This window comes from Gordonia sp. UBA7860 (assembly GCF_002500165.1).
Classification (GTDB): Bacteria; Actinomycetota; Actinomycetes; order Mycobacteriales; family Mycobacteriaceae; genus Gordonia; species Gordonia sputi.
The window spans coordinates 34,994-59,410 of the sequence record NZ_DLSO01000091.1 but is presented as its reverse complement, the minus strand read 5'-3'; the positions used below and the strand labels follow the sequence as shown (position 1 = coordinate 59,410).

Sequence of the window (24,417 nt, the reverse complement as noted above, 5' to 3'; positions counted from 1 at the left end):
ACCCACTCGTGCACCAGCCCCGACCATCGGACGAGTGAGCAGTTTTCGGGGTCGGCATCCACTCCCAGCACCGACAAGCCTGATTCGGCCAGAGCGTGGAGGAGGTAGGCGGCCGACGTGGTCTTCGTCGAACCCCCTTTGAGATTGACAACAGCGATGCAGAGCACTGAAAGTCCTTCCAGTTCAGCCAGATAGATGAATAGATACTTGGATATTTGGATGTTTAGCTAAACGGGTAAATAGGCATATGGCTGTTCAGCTGTATACGCAGAACGAGCCAAATACGTTGCTAGACCAATTTCGCTGCGTACGAGACGATCAAGGAGGCTTGAGGAGACACGGAGCGTGGAACCAGCCGGGACTACCGAGCACTCGGACCGTCGGCAGGTACCGGGTCGAGAGATGCCGCCCATCGACACTCAGGCCGTGACTGACAATCAGTTCATGCGAGCCGCACAGATCACACAATCGGCTCGTATCCTACACTCGCGCTTGAGAATCCATCATGAAGCACTCCCCCGAGCCAGGACCGCCCGAACCTGGGCCATCCCTCGCGCGTGCCGCGCATCACCGTCGGGATCGTGGGGGCAAGGCATGTACCCGCGGTATCCCCGGTCGTCGCACATACCACACGCTCGAATCGCTGCCCGCTCGGCCGCAACGACTTGCTCCCGCTCTGCGCGTTGGGCTTCGAGTGCGGACAGTCGTCGTCGTTTTTCGAACTCCAGGTGTCGACGCCGAGCGTCTCCGCAAGCGGCACAGGGCATGTCGGTTCCGTCAGGATGCCGATCGCAGGTTGCGGGTGGGGGTTCGGTAACCACCGTCAAGCGCGGACGGTCGACGTCTCGACGCGCGCCCCCTGTTAGATCTCTTGTTAAAGACCTTGTTTGTGGCTCACCGGTGACCCACCCCCTGGGTCGTGGATGACCTACCCCCTCGGTCATCGTCGACCCAGCTCGCGCATGACCTGGGTCATCGTTGACCTGGGTCACGCGTGACATGGGTTCGGCCTCGCGGACGCCGTCGACAAACTGGAACCGCGTCGGGCGTCCAGGCTGCTCCAACGCCACGACCAGCCCCAACTGCTTGAGCGTTCCGATAGCTCGTTTGACCGTCGCAGGTGACACACCCATCCGGCTCGCGATCGTCGCAACGCTGGCGAAGCACTCGCGGCCGTGCACGTCGGGGAACGACGCCATGGTCACCAGGGTGAGTTTGACTGTGGTCCAGTCGGCGCCAGCTTCGGCCGGACGCTCGACGGCGACCGCCCACGCGGTCAGCTCGTAGGACATGAAAGACCCCTTCAGCTCGTGGCGAAGGGACAACCGCCTACCGGCGGCGACGCTAGACCAGCACTACCGCGAGCGGTACAGTGCTAATCAACGCGATGGAGGATCATGCGACGATCCCCTCGCCAGACCCCGGCAGGTGCGCTAACACCTAGTCGGGGTCGTTCGTTTCGAGGGGTCCTCGCGTGCGATGTCGACAGAATATCGCCATGAGGGTTGCGGAGCTGAAGCGAAACCAGCTCTGAGCTGGTCTTTCTCGTTGCTCCCCCACCAGGACTCGAACCTGGACAGGGAGACGGCCACAAAACCTACGTTGACCAGGCCTGTTAGGGTCTCTGACCTGCACTATCTGGCACACGCCGATCGGACATAAGCGCACGTGAGCGGCACCGATGTAAGCTCATCTGGCACGCTACTGGCACGTCTGGAGGGCATCGGCATGGCTGGCAAACGATCATTCGGGAGCATCCGCAAGCTCCCATCGGGCAAGTATCAGGCCCGCTACATCCACGGCCCCAACCTGGAGGAGCACAAGGCCCCGGCGACGTACACGGCCAAGATGGACGCGGAGGCCTGGCTGGCCAAGGAACGCATCCTCATCGAACGTGAGGAGTGGACTCCCCCGGCCACGCGGGCCGCCCACCGACGTACCGCCGGTGTGACGCTGCGGGAGTACGCCGACGCCTGGCTGGCCGCCAAGACCCTCACTCCCAAGACCCGCCACCTCTACAAGACCCTCCTAGACGGCCGGATACTCCCAGGCCTCGGAGATCTCCGCATGGTGGACATCAACCTGGCAACCGTCCGCACGTGGTGGCGTGACCGGGAGGCCGACAAGACCCCGACCACCTCGGCCCACGCCTACAACCTCCTCAAGGGAATCTTCAACGCCGCGGTGGCCGACGAGAGCCTGGCGGTGAGCGCCAACCCCTGCCGGGTGGAGCGCGCCGGTGAGCGTCCCGCCCGTGTGGATCTCGAACTCCTCACCCTGGCCGAGCTGAACGACGCCACCGCCAAGCTCCATGAGCACTACCGGACGTGCGTCCCCGTCACGGCATGGTGTGGTCTGCGGTTCGGGGAGATGATCGAACTACGGCGCAAGGACGTGGTGGTGGCCAAGGACGGGACCATGGTCCTCAAGATCCGGCGTGCGGCCACCATAGTGGGCAACACCCTGGAGGTCGGCCCACCGAAGTCCAGAGCCGGGGTCCGGGACGTGACCGTACCTCCCCACGTCGCCAAGGCCCTCACCACGCACATGAAGCGGTTCACCGAGGCCGGACCCGAGGCCTTGGTGTTCACGACGATCCGCGGAACACGTTTGACGGCAGGCACTTTCACCAAACCGTTCAAGGCCGCGGTGGCCTCGGTGGGCAAGCCCGAAGTCCGCATTCACGATCTGCGCCACGTCGGTGCAGTGCTCGCAGCGCAAGCCGGGGCGACCACCAAGGAACTCATGGGCAGGCTCGGGCACTCGACGCCGGAGATGAGCATGAGGTACCAGCACGTTGCCGCTGGCCGGGACGCCGAGATCGCCCGCCGACTGTCGGAGCTGGCAGGCCAGAGTTAACGCATACCGTCAACGCGCACAACGGATCTCAGCGCGCCGCTAGTTGCCACATACGGCGCTAGCGGCTACTGTCGTCATCACACCGCACGGGATACCAACCGGACATATGGAGCCCACCAGGGCAACCCGTAGCGGGGCCACGATCGGCCCCTTGTGAGGTGTGACATGGCCAAGCAGGCCGCCCCGAAGTACATCCCGCTCGCGCAGTTCTGCGAGGAGCGCGGAGTATCCGACCGCACTGGCCGTCGATGGATCGCAGACGGCCGACTCAAGGCGGTCCGGTTTTCTGAACGCTGCATCCGTATCTCTGTCGATGAGGCAGCCCGGTTCGACGCCAAGGCATCGGGCGACATCGGCCCCGACGCCGCGTGACCTGGAGACGAATCACCAACCCGAACAACATCATTCGGTTCGTCTCCAGGAGTACAAACGTGACATCAATTCTCATCGTCATGGTCTCGGCCATGGCGTGGCCCGCCGGATACGGCCTCGGCGTCCTCGTGCTCCATCGTCCGGCAGGTGAGCGCCGATGACGAAGAAGATCACCCTTGCGGTGACTGAGACCGAGGTCGAGGTCTCCGACGATGTTGCCGAGGAGATCGAGACCGCCAACTATCTGCTGAAAGCTGCCGAGGAGGAGTCGGCCGCGGCCAAGCGCAAGTTGGTCAAGTTCAAGACCGACGAACTGGACAAGCTGCGACGCTACTACGAGAACCGCGACACCGTCGATGCCGAGAGGGCGGCCAAGCGGGCCGGTGAGCTACGTGGCGAGATTCCCGCTGCGGTCACCTTGACCGACCTGCTCACCGAGCCCGACGAGGCGATCGACTACTCGATAGACGGGCTCCTCCCGGTCGGTGCTCGGTCCGTGGTGGTCGCTCCGCGCAAGGTCGGCAAGACAACCTGGATCGGCAACCTCTGTCGTGCTCACGCCGATCAGGTGCCGTTCCTCGGCACGTTCGCCACCCGAGCCCGGACAGTCGCGGTAATCGACGTGGAGATGAGCAGGCAACAGACACGTCGATGGTTGCGCGATCAGGACATCAAGAACACCGACGCAGTACGGCTGATCCCGCTGCGCGGCAAGGCAGCCACGTTCAACATCCTGGACGACGCCACACGGGCCGAGTGGGCCGAGATCCTACGCGGCGTCGATGTCGTCGTGCTCGACTGCCTGCGGCCGATTCTGGACGCTCTGGGGCTCAATGAGCACACCGACGCCGGTAAGTTCCTCGTGGCCTTCGACGCGCTGCTCGCGGAGTGCGGTGCATCGGAGGCGGTGGTCGTCCATCACGCCGGTCACGGTGAGAACCGGGCGCGAGGTGATAGCCGGATCGAGGACTGGCCAGATGTCATCTGCTATCTGGGGACCGAGGACAAGAAGGACCTCGCCGCCGAGCGCACCTTCGCCGCTATCGGCCGCGATGTCGAGGTGCTCAAGGGTGTCCTGGAGTACGACGCCGAGACCCGTCATCTGACGTATGTTCCGCCGGTCCCCGATGCCGCCAAGGTGGCCAAGGACCGGGAGCGGATCTCGCGCAACACCGCGGCCAGGATTGCGGTTGCCGAGTGGGTACGGGAGCAGAACAACATCGGCGTCGAACCGACCAAGCGCGACACCGAGAACTACGCCGGTGAGGGTCTCCCGAGGGCCGCTATCCGAGCTGCTGTCGCCGACCTCATCGAGTCCGGGGAACTGGTCCTCACGACACAAGGACGAAGCCACCGACTGCACGCGGTGGACCCCATGGCGGCCAGGCCTCTCAAGGCCGTGAATCCGTTCTCTGAACCGACAAAACCGCAGGTCAGCGCATTCGCCGGTATTCGCCGCCCGGATTCGCCGGAATCGGGCCAGGTTCGGCGAATAGACCGGCGAATAGGCGGCGAATAGCCCATGCCATCTGACCTGCGGAAACGCACCCTATTCGCCAACTCGCCGGTATTCGCCGGTATTCGCCAAACGTATTCGCCAACTCGCCGCCGCCCTATAAGGGGCGGTGGCCCCGGCGAATGGCGCATAGAAGTTCAACTTCCAACAACCAAGGAGCCCCAACCGGTGAGTACCGACGACGACATCTTCCAGGACCCCGAGCTACTCAAGGCATCGGAAACCACAGACCACCCACCTCTCAACCGAGACGAGATAGCGGCGTGGGTTGAGTTCTACGCGTCCGAGGGCGGACCAGTGAAGTTCCTCCACCAACGGCGTCGGTGGCTCACCGAGCATGACGCGGTCCGACTGGAACAGGTTGGCCCGGATTCGTTCGACATTGTCGTCCGGGTCGACGGGACCTATCACGGCCGCGACGACGCCGAACGTATGCGGACGTTCATCGCTGAACAACTCGCCGCGGCCATGGCATTGGTGATGGAGCCGTGAGCACACCAGCCCGTATCCCCGGCCTGGATCGTCGACTGCTGCTGACCGGGGGTTGTCGTCGTCGACGATGCGCCGACCCGGCGGCCTTGGAAGTCCTGGCCATCAAGGAGTTTGAACTATCTGGAGGAACACACCGATGACCGACAGCAGCAGCGCACCCGTGGAAGCGGTGGCCGACATGCTCGCAATCTGTGAGGCAATCGAACGCGGCGACCGTGAGGCATCGGCCTTCACGCTCGACCACGCCAGCCTTCCCGACGTGATGGCCGCCGCCGACATCGCCACCGATGTCGTGCTGAACATGGACGTGGACGGCCGCCTCCACGCCTTGGCCAAGTGCTCCACGCTCCTCGGCCTCATCCACTCGGCGGGCGCAACGATGGCCGACTTCGCACCCGCCATGCGCTCGGTGATCTACGGCCAGGACACCGAGGACGACCAGTGAGCATCCTCCGACCCTGTACCGCGTGCGGTGAGCCTCACGACGGTCCGGGACGTTGCCCAGACTGCCGACGTGAGGCCGACACCGCCCGCGACCGGACCAGGGACCGGGCCTCGGCCCACTGGAACAACACCCGGTGGAAGAACTTGAGCGCGCGGCTCCGGCGCATGTCCCCGTTCTGCGAGATCTGCGGGTCCAAGACCATGCTGGAGGTGGACCACATCCTCCCCATCGTGGAGTTCCCCGAGCTGGTCTACTTCGTGGAGAACCTCCGGGTCCTCTGCCGCAAGCACAACCGTTCCCGCGGCCATCGGTGGACTCCTGCCGAGGCGTCGGCGGTCCTGGAGCGGCTCCAGGAGGCCCACAAGCGCACGCGCAAGGTCAAGTACCGGCAAGCCATCCAGGCCGCCCAGCGTGCCGTTGAGGGTGGGGAGGGACCCGCTCCCGAGCCCGCCGCCGTTCCGCCGGTTAGCCGCGAAACGCGTTACACACCCCCATGGGGTATAGCGACCAGGCAAAACGTAGACGCGTCTCATATAGTGGGACGCACAGACCAGGAGGTGGGCGCGTGAAGGCTGGACCCAAGGCCGCGGTGGACCCGACGCCGCTCCCGTTCCGACCGCGCAAGACCGGCGCGGCCCGGTTCGCCGCGTTCTGCGCCAAGTTCATCAAGACCCCCAAGGGCACCGGGGCACTCAAGCCGATGAGGCTCCGGCCGTGGCAAGTGGACCTTGTGGGCTCGGTCCTGGACGCCGAGGTCCAGCCGCGGACCGCCGGGTGGATGCTCCCGAGAGGTCAGGGCAAGTCCACGCTGATGGCGGCCTGGGGCGTCTATGAGCTGTTCTGCGGACCCGAGGGCGCGAACATCTGCGTCGTCGCGGTCGATGAACGTCAGGCCGGCATCGTGTTCGGCATAGCGCGGCGCATGGTGGAGCTGGACCCCGAGCTGGCCAGCCGGTGCCAGGTGTTCAAGGAGCGCCTGGTGATCCCCGGCCGTAACGCCGAGTTCTCCTGTCTGCCAGCAGAACCCAAGCGGTTGGAGGGCTTGGACTACACGCTGGCCATCCTGGACGAGGGAGGCGTGGTCACCCGCGATACCTACGAGGTCCTCACGCTGGCCCAGGGCAAGCGTGAGCGGTCCTCCCTGGTGGTCATCGGGACGCCGGGACCCAACCCTCACGACAACGTCCTGGCGGATCTACGGACGTACGCGGCCGAGCACCCCGAGGACACCACGATGGTCTGGCGGGAGTTCTCCGCCGACGAGTTCATCGACCACCCGGTGGACTGCCGTCATTGCTGGGAGCTGGCCAACCCGGCGTTGGGTGACTACCTCCACGCCGACGCGCTGGTGGCTCTCCTGCCTCCCAAGACCCGAGAGGCCACGTTCCGGCGCGCTCGGCTCTGCCAGTTCGCCACCGAGGAGGACGGCGCTTTCCTGCCCCGTGGGATCTGGGACGGCCTCTCCACCGGCGTCGGGGTCCCCGATGGCGCGGAGGTTGTCCTGGCGCTGGACGGATCGTTCTCCGACGACACCACCGCGCTCCTGGTCGGCACCGTGAGCCAGGAACCTCACTTCGATGTCGTGGCCACCTGGGAGCGGCCGACCGGGGATGAGAGCTACCGCGTGCCGGTGGCCGAGGTGGAGCAGACCATCCGGGACTCCTGCAAGCGCTGGAAGGTCTCCGAGATCATCGCGGACCCGTTCCGCTGGACCCGGACCCTCCAGGCCCTCGAAGCCGAGTCGCTGCCCGTTGTGGAGTTCCCTCACTCCCCGTCACGGCTCACCGCGGCGACCGGGGACCTCTACAGTGCCGCGACGAACGGCCGGATGACCCACTCGGGAGATCCACGCCTGGCTGCGCACGTCGCCGCCGCGGTGATCCAGGAGGACGGCCGCGGGATGAGGTTGGCCAAGGCCTCCCGTCGTCGCAACGCCCGCAAGATCGACCTGGCCGCGTGCCTGGTCATGGCCCACTCCCGAGCGACGTGGCGGGCCACCCGTAAACCCAAGCGTCGCCGTGTCAGATCGTTTGCAGCGTAAGGAGATTCACACCGTGAACGAACCCACCAACATCGAACTGGACCAGGCTCTCAACGTCCGAGCGCCCGCGCTCCACCGCCTCGGCCAGTACTACGCCGGGGAGCAACCTCTGGCGTACCTCTCGCCGGAGGCCCGTAAGTCCATCGGCCAGCGGTTCGACCGGATCGCCGTCAACCTCCCGCGGCTGGCGGTCTCGGCCATCGCGGAGCGTCTCCGGGTGACCGGGTTCACCGACGCCGAGGGCAAGCGGGACGCCACCCTCTGGGACGCCTGGGTCCGCTCGGATCTGGACCAGACCTCTCCCTCGGCGCACCGTGAGGCCTTGGCCCTCGGTGAGGCCGCGGTCATCGTCTGGGCACGCCCGGACGGTAAGGCCTCGGTCTCCATCGAGTCCGGCCGCCAGGTGGCCGTCTACCGGGACGCCGGGACCCGTGAGGTTCTGGCCGCGGTCAAGCGGTGGACCGAGCTTCGCCCGGACGGCACCGAGGGAGCCACCCGGTGGGTGATCTACCGGCCGGACCGTATTGAACACCTCATCGGTGACGGTGCCCAGATCACCGCGGCCACGGTGGTCCAGACCGTGGACAACCCGCTCATGGCCGTCCCCGTCGTCCCGCTCACCAACGCCGACCGTCCGCTGGACATGTTCGGGATCTCGGAGTTCACCGACCTCATCCCGGTGGTGGACGGGATCAACAAGCTGACCGCGGACATGATGACCGCCTCGGAGTACGGCGCGCGTCCCCGACGATGGGCCACCGGCCTGGAGCTGGCCGAGGAGCCGCGTCTGGACGACAACGGGGACCCTGTCCTGGATGAGGACGGGGAGCCCATCGTGGACGTGGTGAACCCCGTCTCCGAGACCGACCGGATGATGGTCAACGAGGCCGCAGAGGGCAAGTTCGGCCAGCTCCCCGGCGCGGATCTCACCGGGTATGACGTGGCCATGCGGTCCTTGCTCCAGCAGGCCAGCGCGGTGAGCGGCCTCCCCGGCCATTACCTCGGCCTCAACACCACCGTCCCCGCGTCGGCCGACGCCATCCGGGCCGCGGAGGCCGCCCTCACCGCGCGCGCCGAGGCACGGCAAGCGGTGTTCGGGAGGGCCTGGGAACAGGTCGGCCGTCTCATCCTGGCCGTGGAGAACGGTGGAGAGGTCACCGACTACACCCCGCGGGTCCAGTGGGCTGACCCGGCCACCCGCTCGGCGGCCCAGGAGGCCGACGCCATCGTGAAATTGCACGCCGCCGGGATCATCACCACCACCGAGGCGCGGACCCGACTCGGCATCGACAACCCCGACCAGGGACCCGCACAAGCACCGGCCGCCGGACCGACTCCGGCACTTGAGAACAACGTGACCCAGGAGGACGCCGCGTGAGCACCACCGACGACGACAAGACCACCGAACAGACCACCGAAACCGGCCCCGAGGCCACCGATACGGCCTCGGATACCGCTCCCAAGGCCTCGGAGACCAACGACTCCACGGCCACCGAGACGGCCGAAACAGGCTCGGAGAGCACGGAATCCGAGGATGGATCACCCCAGGGAGGCCCGGATAACGCGGGAGAGGGCAACTCAGAGCCCGACAATTCCGGGGCCGAGGCCTCGGAGACCCCGCCGGAGGGTGACACGTTCCCCCGCGCGTACGTCGAGGACCTCCGCAAGGAATCGGCCGGGTACCGGACCCAGGTCCGCGAACTCCAGGAGCGGCTCCACCGGATGAGCGTGGAGCAGACCGGGAGCCTGGCCGACCCCGCGGACCTCCCGTTCGACGCGGCCCACCTGGAGAGCCCCGAGGCCCTCCAGGCCGCCATCGCCGCGCTCCTGGAGGCCAAGCCTCACCTCAAGGCGCGACGGTTCGCGCCGGACGCCGCCGCCCAGGGAGCCAAGGCCTCGGCCTCCAGCGGGGTGGACCTCCTCGGTATCCTCCGCCAGAACGCATAGTCCCAGGCCCTCACGGTCCCCGTCCTCATTGCCGAGGACGGGGACCGTCCCATATAGTGGGACACATCGCCCAGGTGGCGAGATTCTCACCGCAGAGCGGGCCAGGTGCCCAAAGTGCGAACACTGTTGAACCACAATCACTTTGGAGATAATCGTGGCATCTGAAACCACTGCAACCAACGGCGCATTGCTCAAGGAACAGGTTGCGTCGCTACTCGTGCAACCGCTGGAGGCCGCCTCGGTCGTCCTGGCCGCCGGACCCAAGATCTTCGACTCCTCGGAGCCGCTGCGCATCCCGCGACTGACCGCCGGGGCCTCGGTCGGCTGGGTCGGTGAGTCCCAGCTCATCCCGGACGCCGATGTCCAGTTCGATGAGATCAACCTCATGCCCTCCACGCTCAAGTCCATCAAGACCCTCATCCGGTTCTCGAATGAGCTGGCCCGCCAGTCGGTCGTTGGCCTGGACGCCGTACTCCGCCAGCGTCTCGTGGCCGACGTGGCGAATAAGCTGGACGATGCGCTCCTCAAGGGTGACGGCGCATCGAACACCGTCCGCGGTCTGCTCAATCACTCCGGGTCGCCGGTCTCGGTCCTGGACACCGATGAGCCCGACAGCCTCCTGGACGCCATGGCGGTGGCCTCGGCCAACGAGGTCACCCCGACCCACTGGCTCCTGTCCGGTGCGGACTTCTACGCCCTGTCCAAAATCAAGGACGCCGATGGCCGCTACCTGATCTCGCCGGATCTGACCGCCGAGGGCAAGCGGACCCTGTTCGGTATCCCGTGCATCGTCACCAACAAGCTGGCCACCGGCAAGGCCGCACTGGTGGACATGGGCCAGGTGGCCGTCGTCCGCGACCTCCAGCCCTCGGTGACCGTGCTCTCCGAGCGGTACGCCGACTACGACGAACAGGCCATCCGCGTGGTCACCCGCTACGACCTGGGTCTGTTGCATCCCCAGGCCGTCACGGTCCTCAACGCGGCCTGATCGGTCCCCCGAACTGGCCTCGGCCGGAGGTTGTCACGTTCCTCCGGCCGGGGCCTTTCCACTTAGGAGGTAACCGTGGCCGTCACCAACACCGACCTGGTCAAATGGTTGGGCCAGGACACCACCGACACCGCGCTCATGGCCCAGGCCACCCAGGCCGTCACCATGGCCTCGGCCATGATCGACGCCTACTGCCGGGGAGCCCACCTCAAGGCCTCGGGAGCCACCCGTCCCGGCGTCGATGCCGTGGTCCTCATGGCCTCGGCCCGCATGTTGGCCAACCCCGAACAGCTCAAGTACGGCACCGGCGTGGTCAACTTCGGGGAAGGCTTCAACTCCTGGACCCTGGCCGAACGTGCGGTCCTGGACCGCTACCGCCGGAGGGCCGCGTAGTGCCGCGGCTCATGCTCCGCGACACCGTCACCCTCAAGGTGGCCGGTGGCCGTGATGAGAACGATGACCCGATCCCGGCCCAGAACATCCCCGTGCGCGCCGAGGTCATCCCGATCTCCGGCGATGAACAGGCCCTCCGCGGCCGGATGACCACCTCGGTGGAGTACCGCGTCCTGGTCACTGACAAACGCGCCGAGCTGGCCACTCAGGTCATCTGGCGTGGGGTCACCTACACCGCGCAGGGCAAGTGGATGGTCTATCGCGTCGGCGGCCGGACACACCACCTTGAGGTGGTCATCCGCGTGGGCACCGGCTGAGATACTGGACCCAACAACTCAATATCTCGGAGGTCGGACACCTCCGCGTCATGCTGGCAACGGCCCTCGGACTCCGGTCCGGGGGCCTTTGTCGTGGCCGGAGCTGGCACGTATCTGGCACGCGGACCGCGCTCCAGAGCATTTACGCTGGTCAAAGGGGCTCCCCCACCAGGACTCGAACCTGGAATGCCTGAACCAAAATCAGAAGTGTTGCCGATTACACCATGGGGGATTACTCGCCTAGAAGTGTGCCACAGGCACGGCTGACGATTGTGCCACGGGTGGCCGCGGCGATCTCAACCAGCACACGCCGCGCGACCGGCGCCGCGGACCCCACGCCAGACGCGGGCCGAACTGGCAGAAGCGGCTGGTGCACCAGCCGCGTTCTCCAGAACGGCCCGCGTTTGCGCGGCGCGGCTGGCCCGCGCCCGACCGACCCTCAGTCCTTCCGGCCGCCGGCGACGTAGATGACCTGGCCGGAGACGAAGCCTGCGCCCTCGGAGGCAAAGAACGAGGCGGTGTGGGCGATGTCCTCGGGCTTGCCGGTGCGGGCGACGGGGATGGCGGAGGCGTTCAGCTTCTTGAACTCCTCGAAGTCCATGCCGACGCGGGCAGCGGTCGCCGCTGTCATGTCGGTCTCGATGAAGCCGGGGGCGATCGCGTTGGCGGTCACGCCGAACTTGCCCAGCTCGATCGCCAGAGTCTTGGTGAAGCCCTGCATACCCGCCTTGGCTGCGGAGTAGTTGGCCTGGCCGCGGTTGCCCAGAGCGGAGGTCGACGACAGGTTCACGATGCGGCCCCAACCGGCGTCGACCATGTACTTCTGGCATGCGCGGCTCATCAAGAATGCGCCGCGCAGATGCACGCCCATGACTGCGTCCCAGTCGTCGACGCTCATCTTGAACAGCAGGTTGTCGCGCAGGATGCCCGCGTTGTTCACCAGCACGGTCGGCGCGCCGAGTTCGGCGGCGACCTTCTCGACGGCCGCGTTGACCGACGCCTCGTCGGAGACGTCTGCGCCGACAGCGATCGCCTTGCCGCCGGCGTCGTTGATCGCCTTGGCGGTGTCGGCTGCGGCCTCCTCGGTGATGTCGAGAACGGCGACGGCCAGACCGTCGTCGGCGAGGCGCTTGGCCACCGCCGCGCCGATGCCCCGACCCGATCCGGTCACGATTGCTGTCTTCTGAGCGCTCATTGCGAACTCCTCCGTTGCGTGTACGTCTCCTGTGACGTGCGTCCCTTCGGTTCTATCAGTCGCGGTTCGCGCCGCCGTCACCACCTGCACCCCGGCCACTACCTGCACTGACGCTTCTACGCCGTAGATGAGTCAGTAGTATCGGTCCGTCGCCACGCCCGACGCCGTCACTCGGTGCGCGCGGCGCGCAGTCGTCGAATCCCGGAGGTGGACATGACAGAGAAGTCAGCCGCGACAGCCGTGATCGTCCTCGCCGCGGGCGCGGGCACTCGGATGAAATCCAAGACGCCCAAGATCCTGCACACCATCGGTGGACGCTCGCTCGTCGGCCATGTGCTGCATGGCGCAGCAGCGGCATCCCCCGATCAACTCGTGGCCGTCGTCGGCCACGAACGCGAACGCGTCACCGCGGCCGTCAACGAGATCGCCGATGAGCTGGGCACCAACATCGTTGTGGCCGTTCAGGATTCGCCCGCCGGAACTGGCGACGCCGCGCGCGCGGGTCTGACCGCGCTCCCCGACGACTTCACCGGAACGGTGATCGTCACCGCCGCCGACATCCCACTCCTCGACGGCCAGACGATCGAGGCCCTCGTCGCCACACACACCGCGGGAGACGGCGCCGCCGTCACGCTCACCGGCTTCATCGCCGACGAGCCGACCGGATACGGCCGGATCATCCGGACCAACGACGGCTCGGTGCAGGCCATCGTCGAAGAAAAGGACGCGAGCGACGCTCAGCGCGCGATCACCGAGGTCAACGCGGGCATCTACGCCTTCGACGCGCAGGCACTGCGCTCGGCGCTGCAACAACTCTCCACCGACAACGCACAGGGCGAGTTCTATCTGACGGACGTCATCGAGATCGCGCGCACGGCGGGCAAGACCGTCCGGGCGCATGTCGTCGACGATCCGCTGGTCGTCGCGGGCTGCAACGACCGCGCGCAACTGTCCGCGCTCGGCGCCGCGCTCAACGCCACGACCATCCGTCGCCACCAGCTCGCGGGCGTCACCGTCGTCGATCCGGGCTCGACGTGGATCGACGTCGACGTACGCATCGAGCGCGACGTCCGCATCGAGCCGGGCACACAACTGCACGGCGCCACCCGTATCGCCGAGGATGCCGTCGTCGGCCCCGACACCACGCTCACCGACGTGACCATCGGCCGCGGGGCGTCGGTGATCCGCACGCACGGCTCCGACTCGGTGATCTCCGACGACGCATCCGTCGGCCCATTCGCCTTCCTGCGGCCGGGTACCGAGTTGGGTGAACGCGGCAAGATCGGCACCTTCGTCGAGACCAAGAAAGCCACCATCGGTGCAGGTAGCAAGGTTCCGCACCTCACCTACGTCGGCGACGCGACGATCGGCGAGGAATCGAACATCGGGGCGTCGAGCGTCTTTGTCAACTACGACGGGGTGAACAAGCATCAAACGGTGATCGGGTCGCATTGCCGGACCGGATCGGACAACATGTTCGTCGCTCCGGTGCAGGTCGGTGACGGCGCATATACCGGGGCAGGTACGGTCATTCGGGACGATGTCCCGCCCGGCGCCCTCGCGGTCTCGTCGGGTCCACAACGCAACATCGACGGTTGGGTACCCCGCAAACGCCCCGACACGGCTGCCGCACGCGCAGCGATCGAGGCAGGCGCGGCCGATACTCAGCCCGAACAGCCCGGCTCCTAGCCACGTGACCCGCTGGCAGAGCCGCCCACCGGCCGACGAACGAGTAGAAGAGTTTTCATGACCTGGACCACCGACAACCAGAAGAACCTGATGCTGTTCTCGGGGCGTGCACACCCCGACCTCGCGCAGGCTGTCGCCGACGAACTCGGCATCAAGCTGACACCGCAGACCGCGCGGAACTTCGCCAACGGCGAGATCTTCGTTCGCTACGAGGAGTCGGTGCGCGGTTCGGATGCGTTCGTGATCCAGAGCTGCCCCGCCCCGCTCAACGAGTGGGTGATGGAGGCGCTGATCATGATCGACGCGCTCAAGCGCGGCTCGGCCAAGCGCATCAGCGTGATCCTGCCCTTCTACCCGTACGCACGTCAGGACAAGAAGGCACGCGGTCGTGAACCGATCTCGGCCCGCCTCATCGCCGACCTGATGAAGACCGCAGGCGCCGACCGCATCATCTCGGTCGACCTGCACACCGATCAGATCCAGGGCTTCTTCGACGGCCCCGTCGACCACATGCACGCTCAGGGACAGCTTTCCGACTACGTCCGCGGCAAGTACGGCATCGAGAACCTCGTCGTCGTCTCGCCGGATTCGGGTCGTGTGCGCGTCGCGGAGAAGTGGTCGGATGCGCTCGGCGGCGCTCCCGTCGCGTTCATCCACAAGACCCGCGACCCGCTGGTCGCCAACCAGATCGTCGCGCACCGCGTCGTCGGCGAGGTCGAAGGCCGCACCTGCGTGGTCATCGACGACATGATCGACACCGGCGGCACCATCGTCGGCGCGGTCTCGAAGCTCAAGGAAGCGGGCGCGGGCGACGTCATCATCGCCACGACGCACGCGGTCTTCTCCGATCCGGCCGCCGAGCGCCTTGCCAACTCCGAGGCCGACGAGGTCATCGTGACCGACACGCTCCCGATCCCGCAGGAGAAGCGCTTCGACAAGTTGACCGTGATCTCGATCGCACCGCTGCTGGCACAGACCATCCGCGAGGTGTTCGAACACGGTTCGGTGACAAGCCTTTTCGACGGCAACGCCTGACACATCGATGACCACCACCGCCGCCCGACGCGATTGGGCGGCGGTGGTCTCGCTTGGGCTCGGTGTGTTCACCATCACCACCACCGAGATCATGCCCATTGGATTACTCCGTCCGATGGCCACCGACCTCGACGTCTCCGAGGGCACCATCGGCCTCACGGTCACGTTCTTCGCGTTCGTGGCCGCGGTCAGTGCACCCACCCTCTCCACGGCGACTCGACGCCTCGATCGCCGTCCGATCCTGCTCTGCGTCATGGCCGCATTCGTCGTCGTCAACGCGCTCACCGCCCTCGCCGTGAACTACGCGATGCTGGTGGCGGTCCGCATGTCGATCGGCGTCGCCCTCGGGTTGATGTGGGCGATCGTCGCGGCCACCGCGGTGCGCCTGGTCCCACCGAACGCCGCCGTCCGCGCGACCACGATCGCGTTCTCAGGGGTGTCGCTGGCGTCGGTGCTCGGCATGCCCGTCGGCACCGTGATCGGGCAGGCATTCGGCTGGCGGGCCGCCTACTGGACGCTTGCCGGACTGAGTCTGGTGAGCCTCGTCGCGCTGACGGTGCTGCTCCGTTCGGTCCCTGGCGACAGCGAGACCATCGGCCTGCGCGGTCTGCCGAGGTTGCTGCGCATGCGCGACCTCCGGACGACGCTGATCGTCACCGCGCTCGTCATCACCGGTGCGTACGCCGCCTACACCTACGTCACCCCGTTCATCGTCGAGATCCTCGGAATCAACGCCGACCTGGTCGGTGTGGTCCTGCTGGTGATGGGCGTGGCAGGGGTCGCGGGCAACTTCACGGCCGGGGCATTCCTGACCCGGACCCAGTCGGTGCGGTGGTCGCTGGCGGCGATCATCGCGGTCCTCGCGGGTGCACTGATACTCACGCCCGTCGCGGGTCTGTGGCTTCCCTCGGCTCTCGTCGGACTCCTCGTGTGGGCCGCCGGATACGCCGCTGCCCCGATCGGCCTGCAGACGACGGTGTTCCGCGTGGCACCCGCCTACCGGGAGTCGGCGACGACGCTCTACTCCACGACGTTCAACTTCTCGATCGGCGTCGGCGCTCTGATCGGCGCACTGGCGATCGAGCACGGCGGCGCGCTCGCACCCGTCGTCGTCGGAGCCGTGTGCGCGGTCATCGCCCTAGCCGTCGCCCTCACGCTCCCCCGGCGCATCACACCCGACGACGCCGCCGCAGAGTCTGGGTAGTTGGCGCTTGGGTAGTGTCACCCTTATGGCTGCTGCGAGCGACAACGCGACGATCTATCACAACCCCAAATGCTCGACGTCGCGCAAAGCGCTGCAACGACTCCGCGACGAGGGCGTCGAACCGACAATCGTGAAGTACGTCGACGAGCCGTACACCCGCGCACAACTCGAGAAGCTCTTCGCCGATGCGGGTATCACCGTTCGTCAGGCCGCGCGCAAGCGCGAGGCGCTCTACAAGGAGCTCGACCTCGACGCCGCGTCGGACGAGAAACTGCTCAACGAGATGGTCGCGCACCCGATCCTCGTCGAACGTCCGTTTGTGGTGACCGACAAGGGAACTCGCCTCGCCCGCCCACTCGACAAGCTCGACGAGATCCTGTAGCAGCGCCACAACCGGCAGACCACAGCTCACAATAGCCACTCAGAACAACAACCGCTCAGAACAGCAGCGGCCCAACGGCGTTCGCGAGTCCGCGCGCGGCGTCGGTCAGTGAGCAGATCGCCTCGAGTCTGCTCGACACCCCGCCGATCATCACCGCGCCGCGCACAGCGCCGGTGACGTCGTAGATCGGGACGGCGACGTGCGCGTGGGCCACGACGAGTTCGCCATCGTCGCGCGCTACGTCGGTCCGTCGGATCTCGGCGATCTGTTCCTCGAGCCGCGTCGGGTCGATGATCGTGGCGGGCGTGACGGGTAGTAGCGGCATCTCTAGCGCGTCGCGCCACTGCGACAGCGACGCGAGCAGCAGTTTGCCCGCCGCAGACGCGTGCAGGTACCGCATGAGCTCACCCACCCCGTCGAGCGGATGGTCGGGATCGGCGTCGAGGACGCGCACCGAGGCGGGGCGGAAGTAGAGCAGATGCACGGCGAACCGCACCGAGCCGCGGAACTCGTCGATCAGCTCCGCGGCACGCGCCGGGACCGGAGGCGTGACCACGCCGTCGACGAACGACGCGAGGCGCGTGCCGATCGCGAAGCCACGCAGATCAGCCGTCCGCACCAGGAACTCGTCGGCGACGAGACTGTTGAGCAGCCGATAGGTGCTCGCGGAGGGGAGATCGAGCCGATCGGCGATGTCGCGGGCCGTCGTACCGATTCCGAGGTCGGCGACGGTCTCGATGATCTGCAGCGCGCGCACCACCGAATCCGACCGCGGCGCACGGCCTATCGCCATGTCGCCCCCTCACGGTGGCATGCGCACGCGGGTCGCCGAGTTGTCACCGCAGAGTCGCAGTCGTGAGGATGTCGGCGCTGGTCGTCGCATCAAAGACACCGACACCGCCGAGCAGATGAGGTCGGCGTCGCGCCACGAACAGGACGAACACGGTCACGACCGCCATCGACGCGACGTAGACGACGCCCAGAATGCGGCCGTGTCCGACGCCGGTCCCGAAGGCGGTCAGCAACAGCACTCCGAGAATGGTCGCGGTGACCACGCCGAGCACCAGGATGCGCCTGCTGCTCTCCCCGATCCGCGCCAGTAGCCGCGGCGATGCGAGACACGCGGTGAGGTAGCTGCCCATGTAGCCGAGGGCGCTGAGCGTCAGGAAGTCGCGGATCCCGTTCTGCGGGTCGCCGCCGCACCAGAGGAACACCAGCGGCCCGAGCGTCACGACCGCCATCGCGCAGATCGTGGCGAACGCGGGGGTGTGAAAGCGCGGGTGCGTGGTGCCGAATGCCCGCGGTGCCACCCGCTCGCGCCCCAGCGTGAACAGGACGCGCACCAGCGCGTTGACCGAGGCGAGCGCGCATGCGAAGAACGACGTCGCGATCCCGATGTCGAGGATGACCGCTGTGACGCGGGTGCCGTCGGAGAGGAACAGGGCGGCCAGGGGTGTGGAACTCTCCCGTACGCCCACCGGGGCGTCGAACATCGCGAGTGACTGGGTGGTCACCGCGAGCAGATAGATGACGCCCGCGGCGATCGGTGTCCAGCGCAGGGTGCGCGGAACGCTGCGGAAGGGTCGACGCGCCTCGGCCGACAGCGTCGTCGCACTCTCGAATCCGACGAACGCGCTGACCGCGACCACGATCATCAGACCCATCGACCCGACGTCGACCTGCGGTGCGAACACCTTCGACCAGTCCGCCGAATGATGCGTGATCCCGAGCCACACCATGAGGCCGACCAGGATGACAACGGCGACGACCTCGATCGCGAGTGTGGCGGTCGCAGAGACCTTGATCCCGCGAACCATCAGCACGGTCATGACGAGGGCGGCCACGACGATGATCACACAGACGATCGGCAGCCACACCGACGTCGACACCCCGATGCTGACGGCAATGTGGTTGAGGTACAAGCCAACTGCGAGAAGTCCCGCCATGCTCACCGAGCCATAACCGACGATCGCCGACCATGCCGTCGGCAGGGCCACCCGCGGGCCGAATCCCTGAGCGACGTACGAATAGAGACCGCCGACGACGGCGAGCCGTTGCGCCATCGGCCGCACGCACGCCGAGATCATCATGACGACGACCATCGCGACGGCGAACGAGATGACACCGCCTGCACCGCTCATCGCGGCGATCACGAACAACGGCGTCACCGCCGACGTCCCTGCCGGCGCGATGGCCGCGACGGACTGCGCGAAGACGGGTATGAAGGGAAGCTGACGGCGAGTCAGGCCGCGCACCGGCGACTCGTCGGCGACCAACGGGTACGACGGCGACAGCGATTCGCCAGTAGGTGACTCGGCAGTGGAGGATGTCGGCATAGCGCCCTCTACCGTGACGGAGCGGTCGTTGCGACGCATCGTTTTCGTGTTTCCAGCGTGTTAACCCGCGTGAGAAATCCGGCTCTCGCATTTCTCAGCCGCCCTTACCTTGGCGCCATTGTGACGTGACACACACCCCGTACCGTTCTGCCGGAATCGAGTAAGCAGCGAGACCGACGGTGATCTCGCCTCCGCACGAAAGGCGCGTTCATGAGCACAATCGAGTCCGGAGGCGGCGCCACGGCTGCCGCGTCGTCGACCGCGAGTTCGACCGACTACCTCGACAAACGTCGACTCAAGACCGGCACGGCCGGGTGGGTGCTGCTCGCAGGCCTCGGAGTCAGCTACGTCATCAGCGGCGACTACTCAGGGTGGAACTTCGGACTCGAGCAGGGCGGCTTCGGCGGCCTGGCGATCGCGGCCGTCATCATCGCCGCGATGTATTTCGCGATGGTGCTCGGCATGGCCGAGATGAGCTCGGCCCTACCCGCGGCAGGAGGCGGATACACCTTCGCCCGCCGGGCTCTCGGCACGTGGGGCGGAATGGCGACCGGCACCGCGGTCCTGATCGAGTACGCAATCGCGCCCGCGGCGATCGCCACCTTCATCGGCGCATACGTCGAATCACTGCACCTGTTCGGGATCACCGACGGCTGGTGGGTGTACCTCGTGGTCTACGCCATCTTCATCGGCGTGCACCTCGCAGGTGTCGGCGAAGCATTGAAGGTGATGTTCGTGATCACCGCCATCGCACTCGCCGGGCTGATCGTGTTCGCTATTGCGGCGATCGGCGACTTCTCGTGGTCGAACCTCACCGATATCGCTCCGACGGACGCGGCGGGCGCGAACTCCTTCCTCCCCCACGGATACCTCGGCATCTGGGCAGCCATCCCGTTCGCGATCTGGTTCTTCCTCGCCGTCGAAGGTGTGCCCCTCGCCGCAGAGGAGGCCAAGAACCCCGCTCGCAATGTGCCGCGCGGGATCATCGCTGCCATGTGTGCGCTGATCTGCACGTGCGCGCTGGTGCTGTTTATGGTGCCCGGCGCGGGCGGGGCGTCGGCCATGCAGACTTCGGGCAACCCGTTGGTCGAGGCGTTGGGCAGCGGTACCGCGCACACCGTCGTCAACTACATCGGTCTCGCAGGCCTGGTGGCGAGCTTCTTCTCGATCATCTACGCCTACTCGCGACAGCTCTTTGCACTCTCGCGCGCGGGCTACCTGCCGAAGTCGTTGTCGGTGACCAACTCCCGCAAGTCCCCGACGTTGGCCCTCATCGTGCCCGGCATCGTCGGCTTCATCCTGTCGCTGACCGGGCAGGGCGCCATGCTGCTCAACATGGCCGTCTTCGGTGCGGCGCTGAGCTATGTGCTGATGATGATCAGCCACATCGTGCTGCGCATCCGGGAGCCAGAACTGGCACGCCCGTACCGGACGCCGGGCGGCATCGTGACGACGGCGTTCGCGCTCGTCATCGCAGTGCTCGCGCTCGTGGCCACCTTCCTCGTCGACATCAAGGCGGCAACCGGCTGTCTCATCGTGTTCGCCCTCTTCATGGCGTATTTTGGCCTCTACAGCCGCAAGCGGCTGGTCTTCGCCAGTGCCGACGAAGAGTTCGAGGCCATTGCCGACGCCGAAGAGGGACTCTCGTGACCTACAGCCATTCACTTCGCGGACACACCTATCAGTTCGCCGATCTCATCGACGTGATGGCCAAAGCCACGCCGGCACGTTCTGGCGACGAATTGGCCGGGTGCGCAGCACAATCCGACGCCGAGCGCGCGGCGGCGGCATGGGTGCTCGCCGACCTCCCACTCACCGTGTTCCTCGAGGAAATGCTCGTCCCGTACGAGTCCGACGAGGTGACGCGCCTGATCATCGACACCCACGACCGCGAGGCATTCGCACCCATCTCGCACCTGACGGTCGGCGGCCTGCGTGACTGGCTGCTCGAACAGGTCGTTGCGCCCGGGGGGACGCAGCGGCTGCAGGCGGTGTCGCCCGGGTTGACCCCGGAGATGGTTGCCGCTGTCAGCAAGCTGATGCGCAATCAGGATCTGATCGCGGTCGCGCGGCGGATGGAGGTCACCGCCGGATTCCGCACCACCATCGGGCTGCCGGGACGACTGGCCACCCGACTGCAGCCCAACCACCCGACCGACGATCCGAGGGGTATCGCCGCCGGTCTGCTCGATGGGCTACTACTCGGTTGCGGCGACGCCGTCGTCGGAATCAACCCGGCAACCGACTCACCACAGGCGACGTCGACGCTGCTCGAACTCCTCGACGACGTGCGGCAGCGTTTCGACATTCCGATGCAGTCGTGCGTGCTCTCGCACGTCACCACGACGATCGGCTTGGTCGAGGCGGGCGCGCCGGTCGACCTGGTCTTCCAGTCGATCGCGGGCACCGAGGGCGCCAACCGCGGATTCGGCGTCGACCTGGCAGTTCTCAACGAAGGCAATGAGGCCGGGCGGTCGTTGCACCGCGGGACCGTCGGCGACAACGTGATGTATCTCGAAACCGGGCAGGGCTCGGCACTGTCGGCAGGCGCTCACCTCGGGACCGGTGGCCGGCCCGTCGACCAGCAAACCCTCGAGGCGCGCGCCTACGCGGTCGCCCGGTCGCTGGAACCCCTGCTGGTCAACACCGTCGTCGGATTCATCGGCCCCGAGTATCTCTTCGACGGCAAGCAGATCATCCGCGCGGGACTCGAAGATCACTTCTGCGGCAAGCTTCTCGGGCTGCCGATGGGCGTCGACGTCTGCTACACCAACCACGCCGAGGCCGACCAGAACGACATGGACACGCTGCTGAGCCTGCTCGGGATGGCCGGAGTCGGATTCGTCATCACCGTGCCGGGCGCCGACGACATCATGCTCGGCTACCAGAGCCTGTCTTTTCACGACGTGCTCTACCTGCGCGACGTCCTGGGCCTGCGCGCCGCACCGGAATTCGAGGAGTGGATGCAGACGATCGGCATGGCCGACGACGGCGGCCACGTCGTGCCACTCGACCCGCAGACGTCGGCGCTGCGCGGACTGGCGGCGTCGTGAACACGCCCGAGACGCAATCAATCCCGTCGGTCGATCCGTGGAAATCGATGCGCGGACTCACCCAGGCCCGAATCGGCTTGCAGCGCAGCGGAAATGCGCTGTCGAGTGCTGATGTGCTGCAGTTCCAGGCCGATCACGCGGCAGCACGCGACGCCGTGCACACCCCGATGGACTCCGACGGCGTCGTCGACGGTCTGAAGGGGCTGGGGTTGGGCGAGCCGGCGGTCGTCACGAGTCAGGCGTCGTCGCGGGCGGAGTATCTGCGCCGACCCGACCTCGGCCGAATCCCGAATGACCTTTCCGCAGTGCAACATTCAGGTGCCGAAATCGGTTTCGTGATCGCCGACGGCTTGTCGGCGACGGCGGTGGACACGCACGCGGTCACGCTCGTCGATACGATCGCTGCCGGACTCTCGCCGCAATTCTCGATCGCTCCGCCGGTCGTTGCCACCCAGGCACGCGTCGCGCTCGGCGATCACATCGGGGAGGCGCTCGGCGTCGAGATCCTTCTCGTGATCATCGGGGAACGCCCGGGACTGTCCGTCGCCGACAGCCTCGGCATCTACCTGACCTATCGTCCGGAGCCGGGACGTCGTGACTCCGAACGCAATTGCATCTCCAACATCCATCCGCCGGACGGGCTCGGATACCGCGACGCCGCCCGGATCGTCGAAGCACTGGTGTCCGGGGCACGGCAACTCGGCGCGTCGGGCGTCGCACTCAAAGACACCTCGTCTGCCGACCCCGCCGTCGCCGCTGCCGCTGCGCAGGGCGAACTCGGCTAGGTCGCGGGGCTTTAGATGATCCCGGGGGCGTCGACCGTGCGCGCGGGTAGCGACTGCACCGCCGACGGAACGACGACACCCACCAGTCCACGCACGAAGCCCTTGGTGATGTCCCAGAAGTCGAAGTAGTCGCGCCACACGGCGATCGCACCGTCGAGAACCTCGAAGCGCCCGCACACCCAGAACCGGATTCGCACGGGACCGAGCCGGATCTCGTCGATCCGCTCGGTGAGCACCACCGTGTCGTCGGTGGCGATGTTGATGATCCCGTAGTCGAATCCGGCGAATGACGACGCGTCCATGGCACCGAAGACCTTGGCGACGTTGCGTTTGCCACGGATCGTCGGCAGTCCGACATTGGTGTAGACGATGTTGTCGTCGAGGTCGGCCATGGCTGCGGAACTGTCGTCGCGGGCGAGCGCGTCGAGGAAGTCGGTGACGACGCGATCAGGGGTACGAGAGGTCATGGTGTCACCGTACGGTGCGCGATGTGACTTCACCGCAGGTCGTCGTCTATTCTTGACGGGTTGTCTCGGCGAGGGTGAGCAGTCACCGTAATCGGCGCGACCATCGCACATCTCCTTGCGGACTCGAGTTTCCGCAGGTGGTCGTGGATTGTCGGCCTGCGGAACTGCCACAGAGCGCCGAGCACCGACCACCCGGCTGCACGCACAGACGCGGCCGAACCACCAAGGAGAGTCACATGGCAACCCAGGCAAACGCACTGGCAGTCACCACCCGCACCGAAAAGGGCAAGGGCGCCGCTCGACGCGCTCGTCGCGCAGGCAACGTGCCCGCCGTGCTGTACGGCCACGGCACCGACCCGCAGCACCTCAACCTCCCGGCTCGCGATTTCGCCGCCATCCTGCGTAACAACGGCACCAACGCGGTCCTCGACCTCGACATCGAGGGCACCAGCCAGCTCGCGCTGACCAAGCAGATCGACATCCACCCGATCCGCAACTACATCGAGCACGTCGACCTGCTCGTCATCAAGCGCGGCGAGAAGGTCACCGTCGAGGTCACCATCGTCGTCGAGGGCGACGCCGCTCCCGGCACCCTGGTCACCCAGGACGCCAACACCGTCGAGATCGAGGCCGACGCACTGTCGATTCCCGAGCAGATCGTCGTCGACGTCGAGGGCAAGGAAGTCGGCACGTCGGTCCACGCGTCGGACCTGGTCCTCCCCCAGGGCGTCGAGCTCATCACCGACCCGGAGACCCTCATCGTCGCAGTCAACGAGGCGACCACCGCCGCAGAGCTCGAGGAAGAGACCGACGCGGAGCAGGCTGACGCCGACGCCGCCGCCGCTGAGGCCGAGGCCGAGTAATTCGGCGTCACCTCTTCCGACGCTCCGCCACTACTGAT

General features: G+C 66.5%; 26 protein-coding genes and 1 tRNA gene. 20 read left to right on the top strand and 7 right to left on the bottom strand.

Features of this window, described 5'->3' with window-relative positions:
* Both B3T59_RS12175 and B3T59_RS24605 read right to left on the bottom strand, forming a co-directional pair.
* Window positions 1-167, bottom strand: a 167-nt coding sequence (locus tag B3T59_RS12175; protein WP_287003563.1) for a ParA family protein, incomplete at its 3' end; no start/stop codon positions are given.
* A gap of 336 nt (window positions 168-503) precedes the next feature.
* Window positions 504-1,292: a helix-turn-helix domain-containing protein gene (locus tag B3T59_RS24605; RefSeq protein ID WP_414652091.1), complete on the bottom strand. Its 789-nt coding sequence runs from the start codon at window positions 1,290-1,292 to the stop codon at window positions 504-506.
* 436 nt (window positions 1,293-1,728) lie between these two features.
* Here B3T59_RS24605 and B3T59_RS12170 point away from each other — a divergent pair, with 436 nt between their 5' ends.
* The 12 genes from B3T59_RS12170 to B3T59_RS12115 all read left to right on the top strand — a co-directional run bounded on the left by B3T59_RS12170 (window position 1,729) and on the right by B3T59_RS12115 (window position 11,370).
* On the top strand, window positions 1,729-2,859 hold the full coding sequence (locus B3T59_RS12170; RefSeq protein ID WP_287003556.1) for a tyrosine-type recombinase/integrase: 1,131 nt from the start codon (window positions 1,729-1,731) through the stop codon (window positions 2,857-2,859).
* Between the two features lie 165 nt (window positions 2,860-3,024).
* Complete coding sequence (locus tag B3T59_RS12165) at window positions 3,025-3,231, top strand: excisionase (protein WP_287003554.1); 207 nt, start codon at window positions 3,025-3,027, stop codon at window positions 3,229-3,231.
* 157 nt (window positions 3,232-3,388) lie between these two features.
* Entirely contained in the window at window positions 3,389-4,750 is a 1,362-nt protein-coding gene (locus B3T59_RS12160; RefSeq protein WP_287003552.1) for an AAA family ATPase, read from the top strand.
* Window positions 4,751-4,915: 165 nt separating this feature from the next.
* Window positions 4,916-5,239: a hypothetical protein gene (locus B3T59_RS12155; protein ID WP_287003551.1), complete on the top strand. Its 324-nt coding sequence runs from the start codon at window positions 4,916-4,918 to the stop codon at window positions 5,237-5,239.
* A gap of 136 nt (window positions 5,240-5,375) precedes the next feature.
* Window positions 5,376-5,684 carry a hypothetical protein gene (locus tag B3T59_RS12150; protein WP_287003548.1) on the top strand — a complete coding sequence of 103 codons (309 nt, stop codon included), beginning with the start codon at window positions 5,376-5,378 and terminating at the stop codon, window positions 5,682-5,684.
* Window positions 5,685-5,848: 164 nt separating this feature from the next.
* Window positions 5,849-6,253 (top strand): HNH endonuclease, encoded by a 405-nt coding sequence (locus tag B3T59_RS12145; protein WP_287003560.1) that lies wholly within the window; start codon window positions 5,849-5,851, stop codon window positions 6,251-6,253.
* Complete coding sequence (locus tag B3T59_RS12140) at window positions 6,250-7,725, top strand: terminase large subunit domain-containing protein (RefSeq protein WP_287003546.1); 1,476 nt, start codon at window positions 6,250-6,252, stop codon at window positions 7,723-7,725. The genes B3T59_RS12145 and B3T59_RS12140 overlap by 4 nt, the downstream gene beginning before the upstream one ends.
* A gap of 13 nt (window positions 7,726-7,738) precedes the next feature.
* Complete coding sequence (locus tag B3T59_RS12135) at window positions 7,739-9,103, top strand: phage portal protein (RefSeq protein WP_287003544.1); 1,365 nt, start codon at window positions 7,739-7,741, stop codon at window positions 9,101-9,103.
* A complete protein-coding gene (locus tag B3T59_RS12130) occupies window positions 9,100-9,672 on the top strand; it encodes a hypothetical protein (RefSeq protein ID WP_287003542.1) in 573 nt (190 codons plus the stop codon). Before B3T59_RS12135 ends, B3T59_RS12130 begins: the two co-directional genes overlap by 4 nt.
* Window positions 9,673-9,826: 154 nt before the next feature.
* Complete coding sequence (locus B3T59_RS12125; RefSeq protein ID WP_287003540.1) at window positions 9,827-10,660, top strand: phage major capsid protein; 834 nt, start codon at window positions 9,827-9,829, stop codon at window positions 10,658-10,660.
* A 75-nt stretch (window positions 10,661-10,735) separates the two neighbouring features.
* Complete coding sequence (locus B3T59_RS12120; protein ID WP_287003538.1) at window positions 10,736-11,053, top strand: hypothetical protein; 318 nt, start codon at window positions 10,736-10,738, stop codon at window positions 11,051-11,053.
* Between the two features lie 11 nt (window positions 11,054-11,064).
* Window positions 11,065-11,370, top strand: a complete 306-nt coding sequence (locus tag B3T59_RS12115; RefSeq protein ID WP_287003536.1) for a hypothetical protein — start codon at window positions 11,065-11,067, stop codon at window positions 11,368-11,370.
* Between the two features lie 160 nt (window positions 11,371-11,530).
* Here the strand turns inward: B3T59_RS12115 and B3T59_RS12110 are convergent.
* Window positions 11,531-11,602 (bottom strand) — tRNA-Gln (locus B3T59_RS12110).
* Between the two features lie 207 nt (window positions 11,603-11,809).
* On the bottom strand, window positions 11,810-12,565 hold the full coding sequence (locus B3T59_RS12105; RefSeq protein ID WP_287003535.1) for an SDR family oxidoreductase: 756 nt from the start codon (window positions 12,563-12,565) through the stop codon (window positions 11,810-11,812).
* A gap of 213 nt (window positions 12,566-12,778) precedes the next feature.
* On the opposite strand from B3T59_RS12105, the gene glmU reads away from it, so the two are divergent.
* The 4 genes from glmU to arsC are packed head-to-tail and all read left to right on the top strand — an operon-like array spanning window position 12,779 to window position 16,875.
* A complete protein-coding gene (gene glmU, locus B3T59_RS12100) occupies window positions 12,779-14,254 on the top strand; it encodes a bifunctional UDP-N-acetylglucosamine diphosphorylase/glucosamine-1-phosphate N-acetyltransferase GlmU (RefSeq protein WP_287003533.1) in 1,476 nt (491 codons plus the stop codon).
* Between the two features lie 57 nt (window positions 14,255-14,311).
* Window positions 14,312-15,289 carry a ribose-phosphate diphosphokinase gene (locus B3T59_RS12095; RefSeq protein ID WP_049697995.1) on the top strand — a complete coding sequence of 326 codons (978 nt, stop codon included), beginning with the start codon at window positions 14,312-14,314 and terminating at the stop codon, window positions 15,287-15,289.
* Between the two features lie 7 nt (window positions 15,290-15,296).
* Window positions 15,297-16,493 (top strand): MFS transporter, encoded by a 1,197-nt coding sequence (locus B3T59_RS12090; protein WP_287003528.1) that lies wholly within the window; start codon window positions 15,297-15,299, stop codon window positions 16,491-16,493.
* A gap of 25 nt (window positions 16,494-16,518) precedes the next feature.
* Complete coding sequence (arsC, locus tag B3T59_RS12085) at window positions 16,519-16,875, top strand: arsenate reductase (glutaredoxin) (protein ID WP_287003526.1); 357 nt, start codon at window positions 16,519-16,521, stop codon at window positions 16,873-16,875.
* 55 nt (window positions 16,876-16,930) lie between these two features.
* Here arsC and B3T59_RS12080 read toward each other — a convergent pair whose 3' ends face one another.
* Both B3T59_RS12080 and B3T59_RS12075 read right to left on the bottom strand, forming a co-directional pair.
* On the bottom strand, window positions 16,931-17,668 hold the full coding sequence (locus tag B3T59_RS12080) for an IclR family transcriptional regulator (protein WP_287003524.1): 738 nt from the start codon (window positions 17,666-17,668) through the stop codon (window positions 16,931-16,933).
* A 43-nt stretch (window positions 17,669-17,711) separates the two neighbouring features.
* On the bottom strand, window positions 17,712-19,211 hold the full coding sequence (locus B3T59_RS12075; protein WP_287003522.1) for an APC family permease: 1,500 nt from the start codon (window positions 19,209-19,211) through the stop codon (window positions 17,712-17,714).
* Between the two features lie 210 nt (window positions 19,212-19,421).
* Between B3T59_RS12075 and eat the strand changes: the two genes are divergently transcribed.
* From eat to eutC, 3 genes are read left to right on the top strand one after another with little or no spacing between them, the layout of a single operon-like run.
* The gene (eat, locus tag B3T59_RS12070) at window positions 19,422-20,861 is read left to right on the top strand and encodes an ethanolamine permease (protein ID WP_287003520.1); all 1,440 of its coding nucleotides are present in this window, start codon (window positions 19,422-19,424) and stop codon (window positions 20,859-20,861) included.
* On the top strand, window positions 20,858-22,264 hold the full coding sequence (locus B3T59_RS12065; RefSeq protein ID WP_005207213.1) for an ethanolamine ammonia-lyase subunit EutB: 1,407 nt from the start codon (window positions 20,858-20,860) through the stop codon (window positions 22,262-22,264). The genes eat and B3T59_RS12065 overlap by 4 nt, the downstream gene beginning before the upstream one ends.
* On the top strand, window positions 22,261-23,049 hold the full coding sequence (gene eutC, locus B3T59_RS12060; protein ID WP_005207212.1) for an ethanolamine ammonia-lyase subunit EutC: 789 nt from the start codon (window positions 22,261-22,263) through the stop codon (window positions 23,047-23,049). The genes B3T59_RS12065 and eutC overlap by 4 nt, the downstream gene beginning before the upstream one ends.
* A gap of 11 nt (window positions 23,050-23,060) precedes the next feature.
* Here eutC and B3T59_RS12055 read toward each other — a convergent pair whose 3' ends face one another.
* Window positions 23,061-23,516 carry a limonene-1,2-epoxide hydrolase family protein gene (locus tag B3T59_RS12055; protein ID WP_005207211.1) on the bottom strand — a complete coding sequence of 152 codons (456 nt, stop codon included), beginning with the start codon at window positions 23,514-23,516 and terminating at the stop codon, window positions 23,061-23,063.
* Between the two features lie 236 nt (window positions 23,517-23,752).
* On the opposite strand from B3T59_RS12055, the gene B3T59_RS12050 reads away from it, so the two are divergent.
* Window positions 23,753-24,379 (top strand): 50S ribosomal protein L25/general stress protein Ctc, encoded by a 627-nt coding sequence (locus B3T59_RS12050; RefSeq protein WP_005207210.1) that lies wholly within the window; start codon window positions 23,753-23,755, stop codon window positions 24,377-24,379.
* The last annotated feature ends 38 nt before the right edge of the window (window positions 24,380-24,417 follow it).